The following is a 21,956-nucleotide window of genomic DNA, read 5'->3' as shown; positions in this document are numbered from 1 at the left end:
AAGTCCATATCATAATTCATAGTAAAAAAAACACATTTTTTTTGCACAGAAAGTGACCGTTCAATACAGTTAAAAACTAGCTTTTAGGCACTGATATGCGTATAGTACGTAAATAATTTATGCCAGTTGTCACGCCATTATTGGCCACGTGTAATGAGCTATTAAATCAATTAAATACGCAGCCAGATATGATATTGATTTAATACGTTGATCTTACGTTGTTAGAAGATGCGTTGGGCGACCAGCCTTTGTCCGCGTGCATTCCGGAATCTCTACAGTTGGTCATGTCTGACATCGTCGTCAATACGCTTGATAATTGGTTATTACCAGCAAAATACCTAACATGTGACTCAATGACAGTTACTTAAACTCAGTGACAAATGCTTAAATGCAATGACAGTCGCTTTGTGTTTTCGTCTACGTTATACCTGTCGTGAGGCGACCCTCGTAGGTCAGTACTTGCGCTGTGTATGACACTCGATTGGGTGAGGAGCACGTATTATCATGTCTGCTTTTAATTGGTCAGCAGTTGCTTTTATCTTAGCCGCCATTGGGCTAGTTGTCTTTATGCTGGTTGTACCGCGTTTGCTTGGTGGCCGCTCTCAAGGCTCACAAAAAGAAGAAATATTTGAAGCGGGTGTTGTCGGATCTGGCAACGCCCGTATTCGTTTGTCTGCTAAATTCTATCTTGTAGCGATTTTCTTTGTTATCTTTGATTTAGAAGCGCTATATCTCTACGCTTATGCTGTTTCAGTAAGAGAGGCTGGCTGGCTTGGTTTTGCCGCCGCTGCCACCTTTATCACTATCCTAATTATTGGTCTGATCTATGAGCTCAGCTTGGGCGCGATGAACTGGGCACCTGCAGATAAGCTACGCAAAAAAGTACGCTTACACGCCGCTCCTGCTGGCTTTAATCTGGCAGACATTACCAAGTTTGATGGCGCTCACGAATTGATGGTCGATCCTACCGGTAAGGTGCCAGCACAGTCATCAGGACAAATCAATGTCTCAAACAATATTGAGGCCAATCGTCGTCATCTACAAAACATTGATCATATCAATACGACAGGTAATGTGACCACTGTAGATTTTGCGACGTCTGCTCAACAAGACAAGACTGAGCGTTAGCACCAGCTGTTGATTTTAGCTTGTAGCGTTTGTCACAATGGGCAGCAAGATATAAAAACGGTAGTCGGTTTTATCAATGATCACCGATGATCAGGCATTTATGATCAGATACTCAATAATAAAAGTTATGGCGATAGCACAAGTAAGACGATTGCTACGCCAAACTTAATATGAAGGTTGTATGTTATGAAATACACATTAACAAAAGCCAACCCTGATGCAGATACCTATCCTGCACAGACCAGCCAAACGGTCAATGATCCTATCGAAGACGAAGTCAATAAAAACGTCTTTATGGGTCGCCTAGAAGATCTTGTTCATTCAACAGCAAACTGGGGGCGTAAGCACTCACTGTGGCCATTTAACTTTGGTACCTCTTGTTGTTATGTCGAATACGCCACTACCTTGACTGCGGTTCATGATTTGTCACGCTTTGGGGCAGAGGTTATCCGTGCGTCACCTCGTCAGGCCGATGTGATGATCGTCGCCGGTACCTGCTTCGTCAAGATGGCGCCTGTTATCCAGCGTCTCTATGAGCAGATGCTTGAGCCAAAATGGGTCATCTCTATGGGTGCCTGTGCCAACTCAGGCGGTATGTATGATATCTATTCAGTCGTACAAGGCGTGGATAAGATCATCCCTGTTGATGTCTATGTGCCAGGTTGTCCACCGCGCCCAGAAGCGTTGATTCAGGGTTTGATGTTACTGCAAGAATCCATCACTAAAGAGCGTCGTCCGTTAGGTGCTTATGTCAATGAGCAGGGTATCTATCAGCCGCAAATGACGCCTGAGCGTGACCGCAAGCAGGCTGATCGTATTGCTGTCAAAAACTTACGTAGCCCAGATAGTATTTAGGTTTTAAACAGCATTTAGACTTGTAGTAATAGTTTTAATATTTTATGCGCTTATCATAGTTCGGTTATGATTATCATAGCTCAGTTATGGTTGACATAGTTCAGTTATGATTAATGAAGGAATACATCATTCATGGTCACGGTAGTCGAAAACAAAGATTCTAAAAACATGGATCCTAGGATCAAGCCCGTCCCAGCAGTCATTACAGAGCTGGAGCAGAAGTACGCTGGTAAATTTGTTGTGCAGCACACTGTGGATGAGATTCCAACGGTTTGGGTGGCTCGTGCAGACTTATTAGACGTTCTCTTGTTCCTTCGCAAATTGCCCAAGCCCTATGTCATGCTATTTGATTTGTCGGCTATAGATGAGCGCTTGCGTCAGCATCGACAGGGTTTGCCTGACAGTGATTTTACCGTTTTTTACCATTTAATGTCGCTTGAGCGCAACAGTGATATACGTGTCAAGGTTGCACTGAGCGAAGACGATCTCAACGTGCCAAGCGCTACCAATATTTGGCCAAACGCCAACTGGTATGAGCGCGAAGTATGGGATATGTTCGGTATTGTCTTTAGCGGTCATCCGCATTTGACCCGTATTTTATTGCCAAAATACTGGGAAGGGCATCCACTGCGCAAAGAGTATCATGCGCGTGCAACTGAGTTTACTCCGTATTTCTTGAACACGGCCAAGCAGCAATACGAGCAAGAAAACCTGCGTTTTGTCCCAGAAGAGTGGGGTATGAAGCGTTCAGGTCGCGATGAAGACTTCATGTTCTTGAACATCGGCCCTAACCATCCCTCTGCTCATGGTGCGTTTCGTTTAGTACTACAGCTAGATGGCGAAGAAGTCGTCGACTGTATCCCTGATATCGGCTATCACCATCGCGGCGCCGAAAAGATGGCTGAGCGCCAAACGTGGCACTCATTCATTCCTTATACCGACCGTATTGATTATCTTGGCGGTGTGATGAATGAGCTGCCGTACATCATGTCGGTTGAAAAGCTTGCAGGAATTACGGTTCCACCTCGCGCCGAAACTATCCGTGTGATGATGAGTGAGTTTTTCCGAATCACCAACAATTTACTATACGTTGGTACGTTCATTCAGGATGCGGGCGGCATGACGCCTGTATTCTATATGTTTACCGATCGCCAAAAAGCCTATGACGTCATCGAAGCCGTGACAGGTTATCGTATGCATCCTGCTTGGTTCCGTATCGGTGGTACGGCGGCTGACTTGCCACGTGGTTGGCAGCGTCTGGTTCGTGAGTTCTTAGATTGGATGCCGAAACGCTTGGACGAGTATGTCAAAGCAGCATTACAAAACAGCGTACTCAAAGGCCGTACTCAAGGCGTTGCTCAGTACAACGCCAAGCAAGCATTGGCTTGGGGTGTGACAGGTGCAGGCCTGCGTGCGACTGGTGTGGACTTTGATTTGCGTAAAGCACGTCCGTATATGGGCTATGAAAATTACGATTTTGAAGTACCTGTCGGTTACAACGGTGATGCGTATGATCGCTGTATGGTAAAAGTTGAAGAGATGCGCCAGTCATTACGTATCATTCGTCAATGTATGGACAACATGCCACAAGGCCCTTACAAAGCGGATCATCCACTCGCTGTACCACCGCCAAAAGACCGTACTCTGAATGATATTGAGACATTGATTAACCACTTCATCTCAGTATCTTGGGGTCCTGTGATGCCAGCGGGTGAGTGTACGACAATCGTCGAGGCGACCAAAGGTCTGAACAGTTATTACATCACCTCAGACAAAGCTACGATGAGCTATCGTACGCGTATTCGCACGCCAACATTTGCGCATATACAACAGATGCCATCGGTTATTAATGGGTCGCTCGTTTCTGACGCCATTATGTATCTGGCATCGATAGATATTGTGATGGCAGATTGTGACCGTTGAAGGTGCCAGTAAGTCTTAAAGAATAGTTGTTTATCAATATATTATTGCCTGATGGCACACCAAAATGCTGTTACTTGTCGATATAACACAGTTGCAATCAGACTGATATTGTCTAGTGATAGAGCAGGATGAGTGAGGAAAGATAGAAGATTATGAAAATTGTTTCCGACAAAATGCCAAAAGTAGATGTAGAGAGCATCCTCACCACTGAGGAAATTGCTGCCATTCATGAGTTTATGCATCATTATCCGCAAGCGCGTGCCGCCTCACTAGATGCACTCAAAATCGTGCAAAAGCGCAACGGCTGGGTTGATGACGCACAAGCGAATGCCATTGCCAATATTCTAGACATTCCGATGTCAGATATGGATGGGGTAGCGACTTTCTTTAACCGTATATATCGTCAGCCTGTTGGTCGTCATGTCATTCTCATTTGTGATTCTGTGGCTTGTTACTTGACAGGTTATGAGGCGCTATCAGCTGAGATTAGATCACAGCTGGGTATCGAGTACGGTCAGACGACTGCTGATGGTCGATTTACGTTACTACCAATTTGCTGCTTAGGAAACTGCGACAAAGGCCCGGCGGTACTCATTGATGAAGATACTTACGGCCCTGTCCAACCCTCCGAGGTCGCGCAACTATTGGAGATATACGCATGAGTTTAACGATTTCAGAGCAGATTGCTCGTCGCGGTCAAGGTCAAGCACCAAGCCAGCTAAATGCACAGCGTGTTCCAATCTATGGCGATAAAGCCACAGCGACTAGCGAAACTAAGCCATTAACGTGGCGTCTAGCGCACCATGACGCTGTGCTTGATTTGTCCACTTATGAATCTCTAAAAGGCTTTTCGGGTCTAAAAGAAGCGCTATCTAAATCGCCCAAAGACGTCGGCAATATGATTAAAGCTGCCAATGTGCGAGGTCGCGGCGGTGCAGGTTTTAACGCGGGTCTGAAATGGTCATTTATGTCACCACCAGACGGTTTACCGCGCTACCTCATCTGTAATGCTGATGAGATGGAGCCAGGTACATTTAAAGATCGTTTATTAATGGAGCGCTTACCGTTTCAGCTTATCGAAGGTATGCTCATTACTGCCCATGCTATCGGCGCGACTGACGGTTATATCTTTATTCGCGGTGAATATATCTTAGCGGCTGAGCGTTTGGTCGCTGCTATCGAAGAGTGCTTAGCCAATAATCTCATGGGCGATAACATTCTAGGTTCAGATTTTAGCTTTAACTTGCATGTGCATACGGGCGCTGGACGTTATATCTGCGGTGAAGAAACCGCACTGATTAACTGTCTAGAAGGCCGCCGTGCCAATCCACGTACCAAACCACCATTTCCACAAATATCTGGTGCATGGGGTCGACCAACCGTCGTCAATAACGTTGAAACGCTTTGCAATATGCCAGCGATTTTGAACCACGGCGTCGAGTGGTATCAGTCGTTATCTGAAATCAAAGGCAAAAGTAAAACGCCAGGCACCAAACTATTTGGCTGCTCAGGATTGGTCAACGATCCAGGCCTATGGGAGTTACCATTTGGTTATACGGCACGCGAAATCATTGAAGATTTAGCAGGTGGTATGAAAGATGGTAAAACGCTGAAGGCTTGGCTACCGGGCGGTGCATCGACTGACTTTTTGACCGCAGAACACTTAGATGTTGTGGTAGATTTTGACACCATTCAAAATGCGGGTAGCCGTATGGGTACAGGTCTGATTATGGTTGTTGATGAAGCACAAGACATGGTGCCGCTACTGCGTAATCTTGAAATTTTCTTTCAACGCGAATCTTGCGGTTGGTGTACACCATGCCGTGATGGTCTGCCTTGGGGCGTCAAACTGCTCACTGCCATCAATGATGGTGAAGGGCAAGTGGGCGATGTCGAAAAACTAGAAGGCCTGACGCGTGACTTATGGATTGGTAAGACATTCTGTGCGCATGCCCCAGGGGCGATGGAGCCACTAATGAGTGCGATTAAATATTTCCGTCCAGAGTTTGATCAAAAAATCGCGCAGGCGGTTGGTGTCGATGTTATTGATGCGGCAGCCAACCAACAGCCAGTAGCGAAATAAGGAGAGCGGCATGGCAGTCATACATATTGATGGGACCACTGTCGAAGTAGATAGCAGCGACAACTTACTACAAGCCTGCTTATCACTCGGCATTGATGTGCCGTATTTTTGTTATCACCCAGCCCTTGGCTCAGTAGGCTCGTGCCGTCAGTGCGCGGTCAAGCAATTCCAAAATAAAGATGACATGGAAGCGGGCAAAGGTCGTTTAGTGATGTCCTGTATGGTCGCTCCTGGCGATGATATGTACATCTCTGTGACTGACGATGAAGCCAAAGCATTCCGTAAGTCGATGGTTGAGCTACTCATGACCAACCATCCACATGATTGTCCAACTTGTGAAGAAGGTGGACATTGTCATTTGCAAGACATGACGTATATGTCAGGTCATAGCCGTCGTCGCTATCGCTTTACCAAGCGCACACATCATAATCAAGAGCTTGGTCCATTCATCGCGCATGAGATGAACCGTTGTATCGCTTGCTATCGCTGTGTACGTTTTTATAAAGACTATGCGGGCGGCGAAGATTTGGGTGTTTATGGCTCAAACAACCGCGTTTACTTTGGCCGTGATAAAGATGGGCAGTTTGAAAGTGAGTTTTCAGGTAACTTGACTGAAGTCTGCCCAACCGGTGTGTTTACTGATAAAACCCACTCTGATCGCTACAATCGTAAGTGGGACATGCAGTATGCGCCTAGCATCTGTCATGGTTGCTCGGCTGGTTGTAATATCTCACCAGGTGAGCGTTATGGTGAATTGCGCCGTATCGAAAACCGCTATAACGGTGAGGTGAACCGTTACTTCTTATGTGACCGTGGTCGCTTTGGTTACGGCTATGTCAACCGCGCGGATCGTCCAACGCAAGCGCTTGAACGCATCAATGACAAGCATGTCAAAATCAATATTGACTATGCACTTGATGAAACCATCAAACGTATTAAAGATAAAAAAGTCATTGGTATTGGCTCACCGCGTGCCAGTCTAGAGACTAACTTTGCGTTAAAAAACCTAGTTGGCTTTGATAGTTTTTCAACCGGTCTGAACCATCAGCAGCAAGCATTGGTCAACAAGTGCATCGAAGTGCTGAGCACTGAAGGTATTTATAATCCTAGCATGACCGATATCGAAACGCATGATGCGGTGCTCGTATTGGGTGAAGATATTACTCAGACGTCATCACGTGTTGCACTGTCAGTACGTCAAGCGGCAAAAAATGAAGGGCTTAAAATGGCAGCGGCATTGCAAACGCAGCCTTGGCTTGCCGAACCAGTCAAACGTATCGCTCAAGATGCGCTAAGCCCAGTCTATGTCATCGATGTAACGCAAACTAAGCTAGAAGATATCAGTAAAGTGAGCGTAGTGGCGACCCCTGAAGACATCACTAAACTTGGTTTTAAAGTTGCTGATGAGATTGCTAATTTCGCTGATGATTTAGCAGACATAGCAGATCCGCAAGATGCTGATGCAAGTACTGAAACTGACGGTATGCAAGCACTGGCGCAGCAAATTGCTTATGACTTGATTCAAGCGGATAAGCCATTGGTTGTTTCGGGTAGCAGCTTGTCTTCTACCGCATTGATAGAAGCAGCGGCACAGATTACCCAAGCGTTGACCCAAAAACGCGCGACAATCAAAGCGACTGAGCAGCAGCAGGTTGAGGCACATAATGCCAAAGTCAAAGCCCAAGCGCAGTCTGCTAATGATCAGCCTGAAGAAGATAAAGAGCTATCAGCCAAACCGAACAAGCCTGAAACGGGTGTAGATACAGAAGTACAGGACGATATAGAGCGCGAACCTGCTGAAAACCTTGAGCTGAAAGAAGTTAATACTAAATACCAAGCGCAAGCAGGTATTTACTTAACGGTTCCTGATGCCAATAGTATGGGTGTCTGTATGCTTGGTGGTCACTCAGTTGAAGAGCTACTCGCCACCGATTATGATGTGGTTGTGGTAGCAGAAAACCAGCTAACAGACGCTATTGATGCTACTAAGTTGACGCAGCTATTGACGGACAAAACAGTCATTGCGTTAGATCATCAGTTGCTTGATTGGCATAAAGACGTCGATATCGTATTGCCAGCGGCTAGCTTTGCAGAGGCTGATGGTACCCTGATATCTGCCGAAGGTCGTGCCCAGCGCTTTTTCCAAGTCTATGACAATAACTACTATCATCCAATGAGTAGTATCAAAGAAGGCTGGCGCTGGATACATGCTGTCCATAGTAGCATCGAAGGTCGTGATGTTGATTGGACGCAGCTTGATGACGTGATTAATGCATTGATCGCAACGCACCCTAAACTTGCAGGTATCAAAGGCGCTGCACCTGAAGCGGACTACCGTATTACTGGTCTTAAGATTGCGCGTCAGCCGCGTCGTTACTCAGGTCGTACCGCCATGCGTGCACCGATTTCAGTACATGAGCCGATGCAGCCAAAAGATTTGGACACAGGTTTAACTTTCTCAATGGAAGGTTATAGCGGTAAAGAAACACCAAGCTCGATGATTCCTTTTGCCAGTGCAGCAGGCTGGAACTCACCGCAAGCATGGAACAAATACCAAGACAAAGTTGGTGGTCATCTGAAAAATGGCGATCCAGGTGTGCGCTTGTTCGATCAGCTAGAGCGTCTAGCCACTCGTCAGTACGTGGCACCAGAGGCTATGTCTGCAAACACCACTGATTTACAACAAGGCCAAGCCAAGCTGGTACCGATTCATAACATCTATGCCAGCTCAATGATGGCGTCACGTAGCCCGCTCGTCGCAGAGCAACTACCTATTGCCGCATGGCGTATCGGTATCGATGATGCCAAAGACTGGAATATCGCTGCTGGTGACTACCTAGCGATTGAGATTGATAAACAGAAAATTACTTTGCCAGTACAGTTGGTTGGTTATCTAGCAGAAGGCTGTATCGGTTACCCAGTCGGGCAGGTGAGTATCATTCATCCATCAATGCCAGCATCGGTACGTAAAGTGGATGCGCCAGTAACGATGATGGGTAGCATGGCTAACGATATGAATAACAATGTGGCTGAGCATATGAGCGCAGCACCGACCACGACACAGGAGGTGTAATATGCAAGTGACTCGTATTATCCCTGATGTGCCAAGCTTTTTGGCTAATAGCATTAGCTTTGATGCTTGGTCTATTTTGTTTTTGGTAGGTCAATCGCTAGTCATTTTTTTGGTTGTGGTACTGGTCGCCGCAATGATGATTGTCTATGAGCGCCGCATGCTAGCCTTATGGCAAGATCGTTATGGCCCGAATCGCGTTGGTCCTTTTGGTTCATTGCAGCTCATTGCAGATATGCTCAAAATCTTCTTTAAAGAAGATTGGACACCAAAATTTACCGATAAGTTTATGTTCACGTTGGCGCCTGCGGTTGCCATGTTTACGGCGTTGGCCTCATTTGCCATTATTCCTATCTCGCCGACATTGGGCGTGGTTGATTGGGATATTGGTATTTTGTTTTTCTTTGCCATGGCAGGTATTGCGGTCTATGCCGTGATGTTCGGTGGTTGGGCATCTGCTAATAAATTCTCACTGCTTGGTGGTCTACGCTCTGCTGCACAGACCATCAGTTATGAAGTGTTTTTGGGCTTATCATTGATGGGTGTGGTGGCGCTGACAGGTTCATTTAACCTGCGCGCCATTGTTGAGTCACAAGCGGACGGTTGGTACATCATTCCGCAGTTTTTTGGCTTTTTGACCTTTGTGGTCGCTGGTGTGGCGGTAACGCACAGACATCCATTTGACCAACCAGAAGCCGAGCAGGAGCTTGCCGAAGGCTACCATGTCGAATATTCGGGCATGAAATTCGGTATGTTCTTCATTGGTGAGTATGTCAACGTTGTCTTGATTTCGGCCTTGATGACTTGCTTGTTCTTTGGTGGTTGGCTGGCACCTTTCAATTTAGATATTCCATTTATTCCACCAGCTTTTTGGTTCATGATTAAAACGCTGTTCTTTATGACATTGTTTGTTTTGGCTCGAGGCTCACTCATGCGTCCGCGTTATGATCAGGTGATGAACTTTGGCTGGAAAGTATGTCTGCCCGTAACCTTGATCAATCTATTGATTACGGCTGCGGTCATTTTGATCTTTTCCCCAACGTTATAGTCATTACTAGCCATCACTGATGAACTAGGGTAAAGCTGATAAGGATAATAATCCCATGTTTACTACCATAAAAAAGACCGTCATTGGTATATTTACCATTGTCCGCAGCATGTGGATGGTCAACAGTCATGCGCTCAGACCGCGTGACACCATCCTTTATCCTGAAGAGCCGGTACCGGTACCGCCACGTTTTCGTGGGCGTATTGTCCTAACGCGTGATCCCGACGGAGACGAGCGCTGTGTCGCTTGTAACTTATGTGCCGTGGCCTGTCCGGTAGGCTGTATCTCATTACAAAAAGCCGAGCGCGACGATGGACGCTGGTATCCAGAGTTTTTTCGAATTAACTTTTCGCGCTGTATTTTTTGTGGATTGTGTGAAGAGGCTTGTCCAACGACAGCCATCCAAATGACCCCAGATTTTGAATTGGGTGAATATAAGCGCCAAGATTTGGTTTATGAAAAAGAGCATTTGCTCATTTCAGGACCAGGTAAATATCCTGATTATAACTATTATCGTGTGACAGGTATGGCGGTAGCGGACAAACCAAAAGGCGCAGCACAAAACGAAGCTGCACCGATTGATCTAAGGAGCTTGCTACCATGATGAATATTTTGAACCATCCTGAACTGGCTGGGTTTTATTCACTGGCGGCAGTGGCTATATTTGCCAGCTTGCGCGTCGTGACTCAGGCCAATCCAGTGCATGCTATCTTATCGATGATTGTGTCATTATTGGCAATCGCTGGGATATTTTTTGTACTCGGTGCGCCATTTGCGGGTGCGCTAGAGATCGTTGTTTATGCTGGTGCCATTATGGTGCTATTTGTCTTTGTCATTATGATGCTCAATCTAGGTATGAGTAATGACGAGCGCGAAGAGCGTTGGCTCGATGCGGGCACTTGGGCAATACCGACAGGATTGACGCTGATTATTGCAGTCGTGCTATACGCAATGATCGGTCTTAATCATGATGATGCGGTCATGATGGGCGGCACTACTATCTCTGCCAAAGCAGTGGGTACAGTGTTATTTACCAAATATATTATGCTGGTTGAAGTGGCTGCATTGCTACTCTTGGCGGCACTGGTTGCAGCCTATCATTTGGGTAAAGAATCAATCGATGAAGAGATCGTTGGTAACGATAGCCAAGACAGTATTGAGTTGTACGATAATGACAGCACCCACACAGAGCATGACGCCGTACAAATGGCTAAGCCCTACGAATATAAAGATGTTGACCCGCATGACTACGTAGGCATGAAGGTTGATACGAAGGTAGGCATGAAAATAGGTAGCCAAGTAGGTACGAACAAAGTCACGCGCAAGGAGTCAGACTAATGGTACTAGCAGCAAGCGTGGCACAAGATGTGTCAAACGTGCCGTTTGCCCACGAGGTGGCAGGCTTAGTACAGCCAGTTTCCGAGGCGCAGAACGTATTGGGTATGATACCCATGAGCCATGGACTGATTTTGGCAGGAATTTTATTTGCCATTGGTCTGTGCGGTGTCATGGTACGACGTAACTTCCTATTTATGCTTATGAGCCTTGAGATCATGATGAATGCGGCAGCATTGGCATTTGTAGTGGCGGGGAGTCGCTGGGTCGATCCAGACGGGCAGATTATGTTTATCTTTATCTTGACCTTGGCTGCGGCCGAGGCGTCAATTGGTCTGGCAATATTATTGCGTTTTTATCATCAGCGTGGGCATCTCGATGTCGATAGCGCCAATGAGATGAAAGGATGATGTCATGAGTTTATTACCATTAACCTTTATATTCCCGCTCATTGGCTTTTTGATATTAGCCTTTATGCGCGACAAATTATCAGAGACGGTCGCAGCGATTGTTGGCGTAGGTAGCATGTTGCTATCAGCATTATGTACGCTGGTGGTTAGCTATACCTTTTTGACCACCAATTCAGCAGGAACGGTCGTACAGGTTCCGCTGTGGACATGGTTCCAAGTGGGCGACTTTGCGCCAAACTTTGGGTTGAGCTTTGATGGCTTAGCACTGACTATGACGGGCGTGATCACTGGGATTGGCTTTTTGATTCATATGTTTGCCGCTTGGTATATGAAAGGCGACACTGGCTTTGCGCGCTTCTTTAGCTATATGAATTTATTCGTAGCCAGTATGTTGTTACTGGTGCTAGCAGACGACTTGTTCCTGCTATATCTTGGCTGGGAAGGCGTGGGCATCTGTTCGTATCTATTGATTGGTTATTATTACCACGATAGAGCCAATGGTCTTGCAGCAATGAAAGCCTTTACCGTCACACGTGTCGGTGATGTGTTCTTGGCTTTTGGTTTGTTCTTATTATTCCGCGAGTTCGGTACGCTCAATATTCAAGAAATTATTACGCGTGCGCCGGAAGTGTTTGACATCAACAATCCAACGATGATGCTAACGACCATGATGTTGGTTGGCGGCGCGATGGGTAAATCAGCGCAGTTGCCACTACATACATGGCTTGCTGATGCGATGGCAGGTCCAACACCTGTATCAGCACTTATTCACGCTGCGACGATGGTAACGGCAGGGGTTTATCTGATTGCCCGTTTACATCCATTGTTTGAACTGACGCCGGGCATCTTGTTGTACTGGGTTGGCGGCGTGGGTGCATTGACGCTTGTCGTTGCTGGATTCTGTGCGCTCGCGCAAACAGATATCAAACGTATCCTTGCTTACTCGACCATGAGTCAAATTGGCTATATGTTCCTAGCACTTGGCGTAGGCGCATGGCAAGGGGCTATCTTCCATCTAATGACCCATGCTTTCTTTAAAGCATTGCTGTTCTTATCATCAGGGGCGGTCATCCTTGCGGTACATCACGAGCAAGATATCTTTAAGATGGGTGGTCTGCGCAAAAAGATACCATTGGTATTTTGGTGCTATATCGTCGGTGGCGGTGCACTCGCTGCGATACCTTGGGTTACCGTTGGTTTCTATTCTAAAGAAGCGATTCTTTGGGAAACTTATGCAACAGGTCACTTAGTACTATTCTATATGGGTGTATTTGGTGCTTTCTTAACCGCGATTTATACGTTCCGTATGATTTGGATCATATTCTTTGGTGAAGAAAAAACCCATGCGCATAAACTATCAGGGGTGTCGTATTGGTTACCGTTGACGGTATTACTCGTGCTATCTACAGCCGTTGGTGCATGGATTACACCGCCACTACAAGGCGTATTGCCGGAGAGTGTGGGTCATCTGTTAGAAGTTGCAGGTCAAGATCACGCTAAGCACACCGCAGAGTATATTGCGATGGGTGCGATGGTAGCAGGTTTGATATTGGCAGCACTATTATACGTCGTCAATAAAGGTCGCATGCTGACCAGCTTTAAGCGCTCACGTATCGGCGCGGCACTATATCACTGGTGCTACCATGGCCTAGGTTTTGATGCGCTGTATGATGTGATTTTTGTAAAACCCTTTTTGTTCATCGGCCGCTTACTTAAAGCCGACCCTATCGATAAAACGTGGCTAACATTACCTAAACTGGCTTCAGTAGGTAACAAAGTATTGTCTGCGACGCAAACAGGGTCACTTCGAGGTTATGCTACAAGCTTTGGTTTGGGTATGGCTGTATTGCTGGTGCTGGTAATGATGACGGTGGTGTAAAAGATGATTGAATTACAACAAACGTGGATGCTACCAGCATTAATCGCAATTCCCTTTATTGCAGGGTTGCTATGCTGGTTGGTAGAGCGATTTAATAAACGTCTGCCGCGCTGGATTGCCTTAATTGGTATGACGTTGACCTTTGCGTTGTCATTGGTACTTTGGCAGCAAGGTGATTTTAGCGGTATGAGCAAGCAGGTCATTGCGCCAGATGCGGCGGTGCCTTGGGTCGCTGAGTTCAGTGTGCCATGGATACCAAGCTTCGGTATTAGTTTTCATTTAGCATTAGACGGTCTGTCATTGATGATGGTGGCATTGACTGGTTTGCTAGGTGTGGCAGCTGTTGCCTGTTCATGGAATGAGATTCAGCGCCGTGTTGGTTTTTTCCACCTAAACTTGCTATGGAGTTTGGGCGGTGTCATCGGGGTTTTCTTAGCAATTGATCTGTTCTTATTCTTCTTCTTTTGGGAGATGATGCTGGTTCCGATCTACTTCTTGATCGCCATTTGGGGTCATGATGTGGTTGGTAAAACCAAAGAATACGCCGCAACCAAGTTCTTTATCTATACCCAAGCGTCTGGGCTTATCATGCTCATTGGTATCTTGGTATTGGTCATTATCAGTTATGCGCAAAAAGGGGTAGTGAGCTTTAACTATAATGATTTGCTCGGTACGTCTCTTGGCGGCTGGGAATATCCAATCATGCTGTGCTTCTTTATTGGCTTTGCGGTGAAATTGCCAATTATTCCTTTCCATGGTTGGTTGCCAGATGCGCATGCGCAGGCACCAACAGCTGGTTCGGTAGATTTGGCAGGTGTTTTGATTAAAACTGCTGCATATGGTCTGATTCGTTTTGTCTTGCCATTATTCCCAGTAGCGTCACAAGAGTTTGCGCCGATAGCGATTACCTTGGGTACGATCGGTATTTTCTATGGCGCGTGGCTTGCGTTTATGCAGACCGATATGAAGCGTTTGCTCGCTTATACCAGCATCTCGCACATGGGTTTTGTGGTACTAGCAATCTATGCAGGGACATTGCTCAGCTTACAAGGTCTGATGATTCAGATGCTTGCTCATGGTTTGAGTTCAGCGGCATTATTCATTATGGCAGGGCAGTTGTATGAGCGTTTGCATACTCGTGATTTGACCTTGATGGGTGGTATGTGGGGTCAGTTCCGTTACTACGCGCCGATCCTGATGTTCTTCTGTGCCGCGTTATTGGGTATCCCAGGCACAGGCAACTTCATTGGCGAGTTCATGATTTTATTTGGCTCATTTGCTCAGTATCCTGTGTTTGTGGTGTTTGCAACATTTAGCTTGGTACTAGCTGGTCTGTACTCACTTATTTTGATTCATCGCGCATTGTTTGGTGAAAACAACATTGCTGCATTGGCAGAGCGAGAAACCAAGTCACATGGCCTACCTGTTCGTAAACTTAAAGATCTTGGCAAACGTGAGTTGTCACTACTACTGATGTTGGCGGCGGGTTTGGTATGGCTTGGACTATATCCACAGCCATTCCTTGATACGTCAAGTCATGCGATGCAGTGGATCAACAATGCATATATATACAGTCAAGTGACGCAGGTAGATGCATCGCAACTGCTTGATGTAATGGAGGCACGTTAAGTCATGAATGAGATTAAGATGAATGATTTGATAGGATTGTTGCCTTACGCGCCGATCATTGCCGTGGTCATTACGGTACTCGTGGTGATGATTGCACTCACTGTTAAACGCTCTCATATGGTCACTGGTACGATTACGGTGGTCGGCTTAAACATCGGTCTATTTACCTTATTAGGGCAAATGGCTGGTCTAATCGAGAGCGGTGCTATTGCGCCAAATGCTGAGCAGTTATTTGTTATTGATAACTTCGCTCAGTTTAATATGGTAGTGATTTTTGTCTGTGCCTTGGCTTGCTGTACGTTATCGTATGCGTACCTCGCCAACCTCAAAGACAATAAAGAAGAGCTGTACTTGCTCATGTTGCTAGCGACCACTGGTGCACTACTAATGGTAAGCGCTCAGCACATGGCGTCGTTCTTTATGAGTTTAGAGATGCTATCAGTACCGCTATATGGGATGCTGGCTTACACGTATATGCGTAACCAGTCGCTTGAGTCGGGACTTAAATATTTGGTGCTATCGGCGACCGCATCAGCAACGCTGCTGATGGGCATGGCCTTTATCTATGCAGAAGTAGGCTCGTTGGCATTTAAACCAATCAACATGGTACTGGGTAATTTATTTGAGTCGCCACTATTGATTTTGGGTGCGGCGATGATGATGTTTGGTATCGCGTTCAAGCTCTCTGCAGCTCCCTTTCACATGTGGACACCCGATGTGTACGAAGGGGCACCAGCACCTATCGCTACTTTTTTAGCCTCTGTATCAAAAGTTGCGATGATGGCGCTAGCGGTTCGCTTCTTGATCGATACGGCGTTATTAGCACTACCATCAGTACAAATGCTACTAATGGTAATGGCGACCTTGTCTATTTTAGTGGGTAACTTACTGGCAGTACGTCAGACCAGTCTTAAGCGTCTACTCGGTTATTCTTCTATTGCCCATATGGGTTACGTGATGATCGTTATCGTTAGTATTGGCTCAGCTGCTGATAGTATCTCTAGTATGTATATGGCAGTCTATGCCTTTACCTCTATTGGTGCCTTTGGTGTCGTGACGTTGATGTCGAGTCCATACCGCTTATCTGGTGAAGCTGACGAGCTGACTCATTATCAGGGGTTATTCTGGCGTCGTCCAGTACTGACTGCTGTGATGACTATCATGATGTTGTCATTGGCTGGTATTCCACTGACGGCAGGCTTTATCACAAAGCTATTTGCTATCTTGGCTGCTGTACAAGGAACCAATTGGTTCTTGGCTGCGATGATTATTTTGGGTAGTGCGATTGGTCTATTCTACTACTTGCGCGTTTTACTTACGCTATTCAAACGTCCTAAGCAGTTCATTGAGTTTGATGTCTCTGGACAATGGGGTATTCGTACCGGTGGTATCATGGTCATTGCGGTCACAGCGATTATTCTGTTCTTTGGTATCTTGCCGAACAGCATGATTGAGTGGGCAAGTTTGGCTCGTATTTGGTAGTACCAAGATTGAGCAGTAGATAAGCCTTATCTGCTGTTACGGTTAAAAAACCAAGATGTGCCCGCTTTATGATAAGCTTGGCGCATCTTTTTTTGCCTGCCTTCGCTTGCTGTTACTTACCTGGCGAGGGTCTTTGATAAAAATACAGCTTAACAAAGTATGAGTGACGAATAATTATGAGTGATAATATTCAAACGGTAACGGTACTGAGCAAAACCACTTGGACGCCCAATCTATTCAGCTTTACCGTCAGCCGTCCTGAGAGCTTTAAGTTTACAGCGGGGCAGTTCGTACGTTTAGGGGTCAATCCTAGTCAGTTGAAATATTACCAAGAGCAGAATGACGCAAATGATGCCGCTACCGATGCAGCATTGAATGAAGATATATTCCGTGCATATTCGATTGTGTCTTCGCCGTTTGATGAGGTACTAGAGTTTTTCTCTATTGTGATACCTGATGGTGCCTTTACGTCGCAGTTGCAGCATTTGCAAGTGGGCGATGAGTTACTGCTCAACACCATGCCATTTGGATTTTTGACCTTGGCACGTTATCAAAAACCATTACCAAAGGATTTGTGGTTGCTTGCGACAGGTACGGGTCTTGCACCATTTTTATCGATGCTACAAGATCTAAAGACATGGGAAGACTACGAGCATATCGTACTGGCTTATAGTGCACGTTCGATAGAAGAGCTTGCTTACGTTGAGCAGATTGAGCGCTTGCAAGAAGACTTTGGCACGCTAGTTGATAATCCAGCAAAACTTATCTTTATCCCTATTGTCACAAGAGAGCCTGTCGAAGGTGCACTGTCAGAGCGTTTGCCTAAGTTATTGTTAGAGGGTACGTTACAAGCGAGTGCAGGGATCGATTTAGATATTGATACGACTCATGTCATGCTATGCGGTAACCCAGATATGGTAGAAGATACCAAGGAGGCATTAAAGACATTAGGGCTGGTGATGAATCGGCGCGGAGAAGGCAATATTGCTGTCGAAAACTACTGGTAGTCCTTCCCACAAAAAAACGCTGTATCTTCAAGGTTGTTAGCCCTTAGATACAGCGTTTTTTTATGAATTTAGATTTTATCTTTAGCCTACTATTCTTGGCTAGGTTCCGTCGCATCGTCGATAGGATTGATCGGGCCTTGCATGATTTGAGGCTCGTCATCATCGCCTATAATATCTTCGTTGTTTGTTGAGGCTAGCAGGTCACGATAGTTGACTTGAGCCTTCAAAACCATCTGATCTTCTTCGAGCTTACCGTAATTTACCTGCACCTTGTACAAAGCGCCCATGATCTTTTTGTTGTTTTTTAGCCAGCGATTGATATCGAGGTAAATGACCTCGTCTTTTGGTCGTGCGATATTGACATAAGAGAGGATAAAGCCTAGCGGGTCTTTTTTGAGGACGCTATGATAAAACCAGATAGCAAGCTTGACGCCTTGGCGTTTGATAAAAGACTCACAACGTAGATTTAGTATGTCGGTATAGGTTTGTTGACCAAATACAAAGCGCTGGACGTTGCGATCAAGCTGTACATGGATCAAGCTAAAATTACTGGCGATCTCAGCATATATACCGCCTGCATCGACCGTACAGTAAAGGCGAAACCAATCATCGTGCAGCTCAACACGTAGCTCTAATATTGCCTTTACATTGTCCGTCACAAAGCTTTGTAGCGCATCGTTGACGTAGGTTTGTGCGATGGGTAAGGATATCTCGTCTTCAAGCTTTTCCGTGGTTCGGTTATAGATGTCTCGAACCGACTGGGCAATGCGATCCCAACCGTTGCCGAGTGACTCGTCAAAACGATAGCCGATATTCTCAAAGAACTCGTCAAAATTGTCTGAATTGTTCACGTTATCAAAGTCACTCAAACTTATTATCCTTACAATTATAGGGCTTATCATTCGATAGGTGGTACACAGCGTACTGGTATCAGGTATAAACGAAAACCTTGTATCAGATACCAGTAGACAATGATTTTGCACCGAATAATAGGGTGCTCAGTGTCACAGTGCTAAAACAGTATATAACAAATACAGTGGCTTCAAAATGGACACATGCGTTTTATGACAATTCATTTGATATCACAAGCCTTATATCTGTTTTATTATGATTTTGAGAATGTGATTCTTACTAAGATTAATATGACTTATTGCTCGAACTGAAAGTGTTCAGTGAGAACGGTATTCAATGACACAGTATCGAGTGACGCAAGTATTAAGTGATAAGGTTAAAGCAATACCGTTGATGGTTAAGCTAGCGACATAATTCTATGTCATGTTATGATAGCGCCAACATATATCGTGCCTGTCGTTACAGTGCTTATATCGTAGCTATTGAAAAGTGCGGTTACTGATACACGGCATCCATAAGCAGAGACCTACTGTGGCCTATATCAAAGACTCACAAAGCTACCATTTTTCAGCTCAGCCTCCAAAGCGCGATGTGAGCTTACCTGTGGCAGTCGTTATTGCGGTCGCCATACACGTGTTGATTATTTTTGGTATCAGCTTTTCAATGGGTAAGGACCCTGCAGCAATGATGCAAGATGTCGCAAAGGCATTGACCGATAATATGCAACCAAATGAGGAGGCTCAATTTATTGCCAACGCCTCACAAGCAGGGGGCGGGACAGTAGAGGAGCAGCTCAGACAAGAGAATGACCAAATAAGTCCACTGTCTGCTGAGCAAATGAGCGAGACGCAAGACGTCATCAACTTACAGCGTCAAGTACGACAGCAGCGCTATCAAGAGAGCTATCTGCGCACCACGTTGAGTTGGCGGCAGGCGAGCGTAGAGTCAGACAATGACAGTAAACAAGCACAAGACGATCTAATGGCACAAGAAGAGCGTCTGCGTAAGCAAATCGCGACCTTGGAAGCACAGTTGTCTCAGCGCCAGCAAGTCTATGCGACAAAGTCCAAAGTGGTAACGATGGATAGTAATTCGACCACGCGCGGAGCAGCAGCAGATTATATCAATACTTTTCGTGAACACGTCGAGCGCGTCGGTAACTTGCATTATCCTGTGCAAGCGCGGGTGCAAGGTATCACAGGTGAAGTGCGGCTGATGGTTATCATCAGTAATAACGGCAATATTAAGGCCATTCGTCTGCTTGAAAGCTCAAACTCAACGATACTGGATGAAGCAGCCAAGCAATCAGTCAGGCAAGCAGCACCCTTTGGACCATTTACCAAAGATATGCGTGATATCGTTGAGCTGCGCCTGATACGTACTTATCGTTATAGTGATACAGTGGACGTCACGTACTAACGCCAGAGAAAGTAAGTAACACGATAAGCGAACATAGAGTAGCAATGAATGCGTCATACTATTTTGGCGAAAATCATTGTTTGGCGATAGCCATTGCAAACAAGATAATGGTAAGTAACTAGTACCCAAATTTATAATACACCGCTATAGAATAAAGAGTCAGTATGGAATTTTTAGGTTTTACAGTAGATGTTGCAGCGCTCACCAGCAATGCATTAGAGCTAGTCATCAAGGTAGCACTAGCCATATTAATATTCATCGTCGGGCGCTGGCTTGCCAAGAAGGCTGTCGCTTTTGCAGATCGTTTGATGACTCGTAGCCATTTAGATGTTACGGTTGCCAGCTTTTTGAGTCGTTTGTTATACGGTGTTTTGTTGGTCGTGGTAGCATTGGCTGCTCTCAGTAAGGTAGGTGTGCAAACCACATCGGTCGTTGCTATTTTGGGTGGTGCTGCAGTTGCCGTTGGTCTGTCACTAAAGGATCAGCTGTCAAACTTTGCTGCTGGGATTATGATTGTGACTTTTCGTCCGTTTGTGCGCGGTGACTATGTGCAGATCAGTAGCTATACAGGTACAGTGACAGAGATTAACTTGGTCAACACCCATCTAACGACGATCAACAATCACGATATCATTATCCCGAACAGTGACATCACAACATCGCCAGTAGTCAATTATACTGCGTTGCCCAATCGCCGTGTCGATATTACAGTTGGGATTGGCTATGATGCAGATATCAAAACAGCCAAAGATCTGATGCTGAGCCTAGCCAGAAATAATCCATTGTCTTTTACCGACCCTGAGCCTATCGTACGAGTGACCAATCTAGGCGATAACTCAGTTGATTTGACACTGAACGTCTGGACCACCAACGATGACTGGTGGTCGATGCAGTGCCAATTGCTTGAGCAATTCAAGCACGCACTAGATGATGAGAAAATTGAGATCCCATTCCCGCAGCGTAGCGTCCATGTTAAAGGTCTGGATCATATGATCAATCAAATGGGTCAAGCACAAAAACTACCACTATCTAAAGACTAACTGGACTAAAGACTAATTGATAAAAATAGCTGTGTTAGATATACGGATTTGGTAGGTTAAGACCTGCCAAAATCTCAATTTCAAAGCGCTCCATCTCATCTTGCTCAGCTTGTCCAAGCTCATGATCAAACCCTAGTAAATGCAGCATACCGTGTACCAGTAGATGGCTAATGTGCTGTGCTAGGGTTTTGTCTTGTTCTTGCGCCTCACGTACCATCACTTCATGACAGATAATAAGCTCACCAAGTGGTAACGTTGGCATAAGACCGATGATCGCAGTAGGTAACTCACTTGGATAAGACAAAATATTAGTTGGATAGTCTTTGCCGCGAGCTTCTAAGTTCAGAGCGCGTCCCTCAATCTCATCAGTAATATATAAGTCCAATGCTTTAGATTTCTCTTGCCACAGCTCGGTATCTATATCTGCAAAATAGGGTAGGGTCAGGCCTTCATCGACACGTTTATCGATATAATCTAAAGTTGCTTTTATCACATACAGTAGATGAGCACGATTATAAAACGCATCTAATACCTCATCACTAATGCTATCGGCTGCATTGATATCAAGTGCTGCGAGTTCCGCATCATGACTCATAGCATTACTATCAGTATCAGTATTATCAACATTGGCACCATCAATATTAGTATTGTTAGATTGGCTCATATCATTATCCTTTTTATTGTAGATGGTCGCATATAAACAGCTGCACTATATTTTAGTTAATCTTTTAAATATAGTGGCATCCAAAATAGCACTATTACTAGAGAGGTTCGCTAGTTGATGCTCCACTCGTAT

The 21,956-nt window shown here is 45.5% G+C and carries 18 protein-coding genes; 16 read left to right on the top strand and 2 right to left on the bottom strand.

What is annotated here, in order from left to right:
* The first annotated feature begins 504 nt into the window (after positions 1-504).
* The 14 genes from ndhC to AC5JP1_RS06565 all read left to right on the top strand — a co-directional run bounded on the left by ndhC (position 505) and on the right by AC5JP1_RS06565 (position 17,849).
* Complete coding sequence (ndhC, locus tag AC5JP1_RS06630) at positions 505-1,128, top strand: NADH-quinone oxidoreductase subunit A (protein ID WP_443524780.1); 624 nt, start codon at positions 505-507, stop codon at positions 1,126-1,128.
* A gap of 186 nt (positions 1,129-1,314) precedes the next feature.
* On the top strand, positions 1,315-1,983 hold the full coding sequence (locus AC5JP1_RS06625) for a NuoB/complex I 20 kDa subunit family protein (RefSeq protein ID WP_443524778.1): 669 nt from the start codon (positions 1,315-1,317) through the stop codon (positions 1,981-1,983).
* 168 nt (positions 1,984-2,151) lie between these two features.
* Entirely contained in the window at positions 2,152-3,906 is a 1,755-nt protein-coding gene (nuoC, locus tag AC5JP1_RS06620; RefSeq protein ID WP_493844446.1) for an NADH-quinone oxidoreductase subunit C/D, read from the top strand.
* A 152-nt stretch (positions 3,907-4,058) separates the two neighbouring features.
* Positions 4,059-4,568 carry an NADH-quinone oxidoreductase subunit NuoE gene (nuoE, locus tag AC5JP1_RS06615; RefSeq protein ID WP_201555956.1) on the top strand — a complete coding sequence of 170 codons (510 nt, stop codon included), beginning with the start codon at positions 4,059-4,061 and terminating at the stop codon, positions 4,566-4,568.
* Positions 4,565-5,989 carry an NADH-quinone oxidoreductase subunit NuoF gene (nuoF, locus tag AC5JP1_RS06610; protein WP_493843587.1) on the top strand — a complete coding sequence of 475 codons (1,425 nt, stop codon included), beginning with the start codon at positions 4,565-4,567 and terminating at the stop codon, positions 5,987-5,989. The genes nuoE and nuoF overlap by 4 nt, the downstream gene beginning before the upstream one ends.
* A gap of 10 nt (positions 5,990-5,999) precedes the next feature.
* Positions 6,000-9,062, top strand: a complete 3,063-nt coding sequence (gene nuoG, locus AC5JP1_RS06605) for an NADH-quinone oxidoreductase subunit NuoG (RefSeq protein WP_493843586.1) — start codon at positions 6,000-6,002, stop codon at positions 9,060-9,062.
* A gap of 1 nt (position 9,063) precedes the next feature.
* Entirely contained in the window at positions 9,064-10,107 is a 1,044-nt protein-coding gene (gene nuoH / locus AC5JP1_RS06600) for an NADH-quinone oxidoreductase subunit NuoH (RefSeq protein WP_493843585.1), read from the top strand.
* 55 nt (positions 10,108-10,162) lie between these two features.
* Complete coding sequence (gene nuoI, locus AC5JP1_RS06595) at positions 10,163-10,711, top strand: NADH-quinone oxidoreductase subunit NuoI (RefSeq protein WP_021813437.1); 549 nt, start codon at positions 10,163-10,165, stop codon at positions 10,709-10,711.
* A complete protein-coding gene (nuoJ, locus tag AC5JP1_RS06590; protein ID WP_493843584.1) occupies positions 10,708-11,445 on the top strand; it encodes an NADH-quinone oxidoreductase subunit J in 738 nt (245 codons plus the stop codon). The genes nuoI and nuoJ overlap by 4 nt, the downstream gene beginning before the upstream one ends.
* 98 nt (positions 11,446-11,543) lie before the next feature.
* On the top strand, positions 11,544-11,852 hold the full coding sequence (gene nuoK / locus AC5JP1_RS06585; RefSeq protein ID WP_025653102.1) for an NADH-quinone oxidoreductase subunit NuoK: 309 nt from the start codon (positions 11,544-11,546) through the stop codon (positions 11,850-11,852).
* Between the two features lie 4 nt (positions 11,853-11,856).
* Positions 11,857-13,731: an NADH-quinone oxidoreductase subunit L gene (gene nuoL / locus AC5JP1_RS06580; protein ID WP_493843583.1), complete on the top strand. Its 1,875-nt coding sequence runs from the start codon at positions 11,857-11,859 to the stop codon at positions 13,729-13,731.
* A 3-nt stretch (positions 13,732-13,734) separates the two neighbouring features.
* The gene (nuoM, locus tag AC5JP1_RS06575) at positions 13,735-15,360 is read left to right on the top strand and encodes an NADH-quinone oxidoreductase subunit M (RefSeq protein ID WP_319049918.1); all 1,626 of its coding nucleotides are present in this window, start codon (positions 13,735-13,737) and stop codon (positions 15,358-15,360) included.
* A gap of 3 nt (positions 15,361-15,363) precedes the next feature.
* A complete protein-coding gene (locus AC5JP1_RS06570; RefSeq protein ID WP_493843582.1) occupies positions 15,364-16,842 on the top strand; it encodes an NADH-quinone oxidoreductase subunit N in 1,479 nt (492 codons plus the stop codon).
* Between the two features lie 176 nt (positions 16,843-17,018).
* Positions 17,019-17,849, top strand: a complete 831-nt coding sequence (locus AC5JP1_RS06565; RefSeq protein WP_493843581.1) for a ferredoxin--NADP reductase — start codon at positions 17,019-17,021, stop codon at positions 17,847-17,849.
* A gap of 89 nt (positions 17,850-17,938) precedes the next feature.
* On the opposite strand, the gene AC5JP1_RS06560 is transcribed toward AC5JP1_RS06565, so the two are convergent.
* Positions 17,939-18,718, bottom strand: a complete 780-nt coding sequence (locus AC5JP1_RS06560) for a hypothetical protein (RefSeq protein WP_493843580.1) — start codon at positions 18,716-18,718, stop codon at positions 17,939-17,941.
* Positions 18,719-19,232: 514 nt separating this feature from the next.
* Between AC5JP1_RS06560 and AC5JP1_RS06555 the strand changes: the two genes are divergently transcribed.
* Complete coding sequence (locus AC5JP1_RS06555; RefSeq protein WP_493843579.1) at positions 19,233-20,120, top strand: energy transducer TonB; 888 nt, start codon at positions 19,233-19,235, stop codon at positions 20,118-20,120.
* A 164-nt stretch (positions 20,121-20,284) separates the two neighbouring features.
* Entirely contained in the window at positions 20,285-21,160 is an 876-nt protein-coding gene (locus AC5JP1_RS06550; protein ID WP_493843578.1) for a mechanosensitive ion channel family protein, read from the top strand.
* 34 nt (positions 21,161-21,194) lie between these two features.
* Here the strand turns inward: AC5JP1_RS06550 and ybeY are convergent, their stop codons facing one another.
* A complete protein-coding gene (gene ybeY, locus AC5JP1_RS06545) occupies positions 21,195-21,824 on the bottom strand; it encodes an rRNA maturation RNase YbeY (protein WP_493843577.1) in 630 nt (209 codons plus the stop codon).
* Between the last annotated feature and the right edge of the window lie 132 nt (positions 21,825-21,956).

This window comes from Psychrobacter sp. H29, assembly GCF_059073055.1.
Note: the sequence above shows the minus strand (reverse complement) of the source record. Positions and strands in the feature narration are given on the sequence as shown.